Genomic DNA, 4,554 nt, shown 5'->3' with positions numbered 1-4,554 from the left:
AGGTTTCAGCCTTCAACAATGTCCTAACCTAAAAGCGTAGTGCCATAATTCTCCAATTTCATCGACTCGAACTACTTTCTTTACTACCCCCTGCACCCTGCACCCTACACCCTGCCCCCTGCACCCTGCTCCCTGATCCCCTGCAAGAAGCAGTGCAGCGTTTCTGGAGGAAATATTTTGAATGAGGCGCAGCACTACTGTGGGAAGATAATTGATGGGTTCGCCCAGACAAAAATTAATGCTGCATTTGAGCTATCTCATGTTCAAGTTAATAAAATCCTGTTTACACAACAGCGTAATTTCACTACTGCTGGTAATCTTATTTTTAGCCACAGGTACGGTTGGGTGGACTCTCCCAAGTTATGCTGGACTACCTGCTGGCAATGCTATCACTGATGGTAAGGCTTTATTGCGTTATGCTCTGCCCATTGATAATCAGCCTGTACGCGATTTACAAGGGGATTTAGAAGATATATCCAACCAAATGCGGGCTAATCGCCGTTGGAGTGCTGTGTCTAAGGATGTGAGCAAAGCATTACGGGTGTTGGATAAGCCAGCGAAGATTTTAGAAGGTGTACCAGAACAACGCCAAGCTCAAGCAGAAACTTTGATTGCTAAGTTGAAAGATGGGGTGACTGGCTTACAAGAAATTGTCAGTACTAAGGATAAAGAGAAGATTTTGCAGGAACGCTCTCAAATACTCAACGTTGTGGGTGAGTTGGAAGAGTTGATGGTGGAAAAATTCCCCTTTGAAGTACCAGAAGAATATAGTAATTTAGCCCAACTTAAGGGACGTGCCACAATTGACTTAGAAACCAATAAGGGCAATATTACCATGATAGTAGACGGCTATAGTGCCCCAATTACTGCTGGTAATTTTGTGGATTTGGTAAAACGGGGTTTCTATGATGGTTTGGAATTTACCCGTGCAGAAGAATCCTATGTGGTACAAACGGGAGATCCTCCAGGGAAAGAATTTGGATTTATAGATCCCAAAACCAATCAATATCGTTCTATTCCTTTAGAAATTTTGGTGGAAGGGGATGAGGAACCCCTCTATGGTGTTACCTTTGAAGAACTTGGTCTTTACACTGAGTTACCAATATTACCTTTCTCTGCTTACGGTGCGGTGGCTATGGCTCGCTCGGAAGTGGATGTTAATAATGCTTCTTCACAATTTTTCTTTTTATTATTTGACTCGGAGTTAACTCCCGCCGGACGTAATATTTTGGATGGGCGTTACTCTGTGTTTGGTTATGTGACTAAAGGCAAGGAAGTATTGGGTAAAATCGAGGCTGGTGACAAAATTGTCTCAGGGAAGGTGGTTCAAGGTATGGAAAATTTTGTAGAACCCAAAACTACTTAGTAGCAAGGGTAAGGTGGGCAGTAAGGTGTGCAGTGCCCACCCTTATCTAACCAACACCTAATTGTAAAAAGCCTACCCCCATTCCCAACTCCCAACTCCCGACTCCCGACTCCCGACTCCCCATTCCCCATTCCCCATTCCCCATTCCCCATTATTTGTATTTTTAGCTACTCACAAAAACTATGAAAGTAGCGGAAATTGGCGAACATAAATTATTAAAAATAATTCAAAAATATTGCCCATCCGATGTTGTGGGAGATGATGCAGCAGTTTTAACCACTACGCCCGATCGCTCGTTAGTGGTCACAACTGATGTATTAATTAATAATGTACATTTCAGTAATATCACCACTACTCCTTTTGATAGCGGTTGGCGGGCTGCGGCGGCTAATTTATCAGACTTAGCAGCTATGGGCGCTTCCCCCTTGGGTATTACTGTCGGTTTAGGAATACCTGGTGACTTAGAGGTAAGTTGGGTAGAAAATTTATACCAGGGAATGACCGCGTGCTTACAACAGTATCATACCCCCATTGTCGGTGGTGATGTGGTGCGATCGCCGGTAATTTCCCTAGCGATAACCGCCTTTGGTCAAGTATACCCCCAACAGGTGATTCGCCGCGATCGCGCCAGGGTGGGTGATGCGATCGTGGCTACGGGAATTCATGGAGCCTCCCGTGGGGGCTTAGAACTGCTCCTCAACCCAGAAATGGGTAATCACCTTACCAGTACGGATAAACAGTCTTTAATCGCCTCCCACCAGCGTCCTCAGCCCAGATTAGATGTTCTCCCTCACCTGCGTGAAATTTTCGCTCCTGAATCCCAATTTTCCGTAGCCGGGATGGATAGCAGTGATGGTTTAGCAGACGCAGTCCAACAAATTTGCAGTCAAAGTGGTGTGGGTGCAGTTATAGAAAGGCAAAATATCCCCTTACCTCCAGCTTTCCCCAATTGGTTGAGTGAAGAAAAAATCTGGGAATATGTTCTCTACGGGGGAGAAGATTTTCAACTAGTATTGTGTTTATCACCAAAGCTAGCCTACGAACTAGTACAAAGATTAGATCAAGATGCTGCAATTATAGGTACAATTACAGATGGCTCAACAGTTATATTGCGCCACACCCAAAGGGATAAGCCGGAGGGTTTACACTCTACAAATCAATCCCAGCAAAAATACCCCGATCAAGTATTAACTCTTGACCAAGGATTTCAACATTTTTAGTTTTGAACAAGAAAAATAGGGGAAGGAGCAGGGGGGAATCTCACAATGGTAGGTTTTTAACATTTCAGTTGAGGCTAGACTTGGGAGATTAGAAGACAGGCAGACAAGGAAGATTGTTCAACGAACAAATAGGCTTTTGAACCTGTTTGTATTATTGGTAACCGTACTTTTTGGGTTCGGTTTTCCTCCCTTGTCTACTTTCCCTATCCCCTTGGGGATTATAGGGGGGTTGTCCTCCAAGTCTTACCAACACCCAATTGTAAAAAGTCTAGACCTGTGAGTCCTTCCGTAGAGTGAAGGGATTAAAAGAGTCACATTCCCCTGCTCCCCTGCTTCTTCGTGAGTTTCCCTTTGTGGGAGTGCTTCTAACTAATTACCATTTTTCAGCAACTAGTTCTGCCAAGTCAACCACTCTCTGGCTATAACCCCACTCATTGTCATACCAAGCCATAACCTTCACCATGTCACCGCCCATAACCTTAGTTAAGCTAGCATCAACAATAGAAGAAGCATCAGTACCTTGGTGATCTGATGAAACTAAAGGTAAGTCGCAATAGTCAAGAATACCCTTGAGCTGTTTTTCTGATGCGTCTTTTAATGCTTGGTTAACCTCTTCAGTAATAGTAGACTTTTCAGTCTGGATGACAAAATCCACCATAGAAACATTGGGGGTAGGTACCCGCAAAGCTACACCATCGAGTTTGCCCTTCAAATCAGGTATAACCAATGCTACCGCTTTTGCTGCACCAGTAGTAGTAGGAACGATGTTAATCGCTGCTGCACGAGCGCGACGAGGATCTCTGTGAGAAGCATCTAACAAACGTTGATCACCAGTGTAGCTGTGGGTGGTAGTCATAGTTCCTTTGATAATGCCGAATTTTTCGTGCAAGACCTTAGCCACAGGTGCTAAACAATTGGTCGTACAACTAGCATTACTTACAACCTGGTATTTGCTAGGATCGTAATCCTCATCATTTACACCCATTACAAAGGTACCAACATTACCACCCTTTCCAGGAGCAGTAATTAATACCTTTTTAGCCCCAGCCTTAACGTGCTTAAGTGCTCCTTCCTCACTAGTAAAAACCCCTGTTGATTCGATAATCAAGTCAATGTCCCACTCTTTCCAGGGCAAGTTTTCTGGATTGCGATCGGATACACACTTAATCGTCTTACCGTTAACAATGATTGAGTTTTCGTCGGCTTGAATATCAGCATCCTTTAACTTCCCTAGCATGGAATCATACTTGAGCAGGAGAGCGTTTGTTTTAGGATCTGATGTGTCATTAATAGCAACAACATCTAAATTGCTATTTTCTCTGCCTAGCCAGCAGCGCATAAAGTTACGTCCAATGCGCCCGAAACCGTTGATTGCAACTCTAACCACAGCGTCTTGCCCTCTGCTTATTATGCCTAAAAAAATATTATTGATGACCCCAATCATATCGCAAATAGGGGGTATTTATAACTATCAAGTGTTAAATCTGAAAAAAAAACAAAGATTTTGTTGCGGAAATATCTTTGTAAACCCTGTGGTTTTTATATGGTAAACACCCATGCCCTGTCAAAACTTAATCACAATTTAATTGAATATGGGAAAAATAATCATAACTTAGACTTGACAAAAATATTACTAAAGAGGTATGCAATAGTTGCTGATATATGGTAAGGGGATATCAAATTAGTTTACTTATTTAAAGTTAAATTTTTCTCATGCAATCAATGAGTTGTAATTATAGCGAGGCTTGTATTTGATGGAAACATTAGAAGCAACTCCTTCTGACTTGAAAATTAGGGGTTAGGTGTTAGGGGTTGGGGGATAGGGAAGAGTTATTTTCATCCTTACTTAGATGGTGAAAAATTTTTCATCGGGACTTCCTTCTAATTTGAAGGTCGAAGACCTCCAGTCAACAAGTTTGGGGTGTTAAGACATAGGGAAATATTTTCTGGTTGGGACTGCTCTGTAAA

3 protein-coding genes are annotated in these 4,554 nt (G+C 42.7%); 2 read left to right on the top strand and 1 reads right to left on the bottom strand.

The window, feature by feature from the left end:
• The first annotated feature begins 238 nt into the window (after window positions 1-238).
• A complete protein-coding gene (locus tag CALSC_RS24295; protein WP_200817739.1) occupies window positions 239-1,366 on the top strand; it encodes a peptidylprolyl isomerase in 1,128 nt (375 codons plus the stop codon).
• 182 nt (window positions 1,367-1,548) lie between these two features.
• Entirely contained in the window at window positions 1,549-2,586 is a 1,038-nt protein-coding gene (gene thiL, locus CALSC_RS24290) for a thiamine-phosphate kinase (RefSeq protein WP_088243796.1), read from the top strand.
• Between the two features lie 373 nt (window positions 2,587-2,959).
• Here the strand turns inward: thiL and CALSC_RS24285 are convergent, their stop codons facing one another.
• On the bottom strand, window positions 2,960-3,973 hold the full coding sequence (locus CALSC_RS24285; protein WP_088243797.1) for a type I glyceraldehyde-3-phosphate dehydrogenase: 1,014 nt from the start codon (window positions 3,971-3,973) through the stop codon (window positions 2,960-2,962).
• Window positions 3,974-4,554 lie beyond the last annotated feature (581 nt).

The sequence above is a fragment of the Calothrix rhizosoleniae SC01 genome (assembly GCF_900185595.1).
GTDB classification, from domain to species: Bacteria; Cyanobacteriota; Cyanobacteriia; order Cyanobacteriales; family Nostocaceae; genus Calothrix_A; species Calothrix_A rhizosoleniae.
This window is presented reverse-complemented; position numbering and strand designations above follow the sequence as displayed.